Origin of the sequence: Comamonas sp. JUb58 (assembly GCF_004364775.1) — a bacterium.
Taxonomy (GTDB): domain Bacteria; phylum Pseudomonadota; class Gammaproteobacteria; order Burkholderiales; family Burkholderiaceae_C; genus Comamonas.
This window is the reverse complement of sequence record NZ_SOAL01000058.1, coordinates 1-1,295: the sequence shown is the minus strand read 5'-3', so window position 1 is coordinate 1,295 and position 1,295 is coordinate 1. Positions and strand designations below refer to the sequence as shown.

General features: G+C 57.8%; 1 protein-coding gene. It reads right to left on the bottom strand.

Annotated elements, in window-relative coordinates:
* Nucleotides 1-15: 15 nt before the first annotated feature.
* Nucleotides 16-1,241, bottom strand: a protein-coding gene (locus EDF71_RS24870) for an IS3 family transposase (RefSeq protein WP_243854465.1) whose coding sequence is annotated in 2 segments (ribosomal slippage) — nucleotides 16-974 and nucleotides 974-1,241 — 1,227 coding nt in all. Because the reading frame shifts where the segments join, the coding sequence is not laid out codon by codon here.
* Between the last annotated feature and the right edge of the window lie 54 nt (nucleotides 1,242-1,295).

Below are 1,295 nucleotides of genomic sequence, written 5' to 3'. Positions count from 1 at the left end.
TGAAGTTCCCCCAAATCACCGGAGGATATTTGACTCTCGGTCGCTGATTTGATGAGCTGGTTCGGTGGTGTTCTGTTGGGCGTTTTTCCTCCTTCTTTCAAACTCTGCAGGTGACAGGTAACCCAACCCCGAATGCAGCCGCTGCGGGTTGTACCAAGACTCAATCCAGCTAAAGATATCCAGCCTGGCCTGCGCCTTGGTGGGCCAGCTTCTTCGTTCGATGAGTTCGCACTCCAGCGTGGCAAAGAAGCTCTCGGCCATGGCGTTGTCATACGCGTCGCCCACCGAACCCATGGAGGGGCGAACCTTCATTTGCTCGCAGCGCTTGCCAAAGGCCACGCTGGTGTATTGGCTGCCCATATCGCTGTGGTGAATGACTTGGCTTGGGCGCCTGGTGTGCAGCGCCATATTCAGTGCTGCAATCACCAACTCCGCCGTCATCCTCGTCCCAAAGGCCCAGCCCACGACTTTGCGGCTGCAAGCGTCAACAACAACTGCCAAATACAAGAAACCTTGCCACGTTGGGATGTATGTCATATCTGCCACCCAAAGTTGATTGATGTCGTCAGCTACAAAGCAGCGTTGCACTAGGTCAGGAGCCGGCCTGTCACTTGGGTTGCGCTTGGTGGTCACCACAAAGCCACGGCGGCGGCTAACGCCTTGCAGGCCCATCACACGCATGAGGCGCTCAACCCTTTTGAGGTTTACCCGTTGCCCCATATGGCCCAGCTGTGCGTGCACACGCGGGGCACCGTAAGTCGCGTCGCTGGCTTGGTGAATCTGCGTGATTTGCGCACACAGGGCAGCATTGGCAAGTTGACGGGCGCTGGGTGAGCGGCTACGCCACTCATAGTAGCCACTGGTGCTCACCTGCAGGTGCTTGCACATGGCATCGATGGAGAAGGCGGCCTGGTTCGCAGCAATCAGCGAGAAGACGGCGTGTCTGCTTCGCTTTTGTGTGCAAACCAGGCCGTAGCCTTTGCCAAGATGTCACGCTCCTGCTTAACTTGCCGCAGCTCGCGGCGCAGGGCTGCCAGCTCTTGGCGCTCGGCGGTGGTCAGTGGCGCATCTGGGCTGGCATCACCTGCCGCATCAATCTTGCTTTGACGCACCCAAGTGCCGATGCTGGTGGCGTGGCAGCCAAACTCCTTGGCTAGGTCTGAATGACTGCGTCCGGCATTGGCCAGCTCCACGATTTGTTGGCGGTACTCCGCCGGATAGGCTCCCTGCTTGATTGGCATGGTGGACTCCTTGTTCTTGAAATATAAGGTGTCCGGTCAATTGGGGGAACTTCA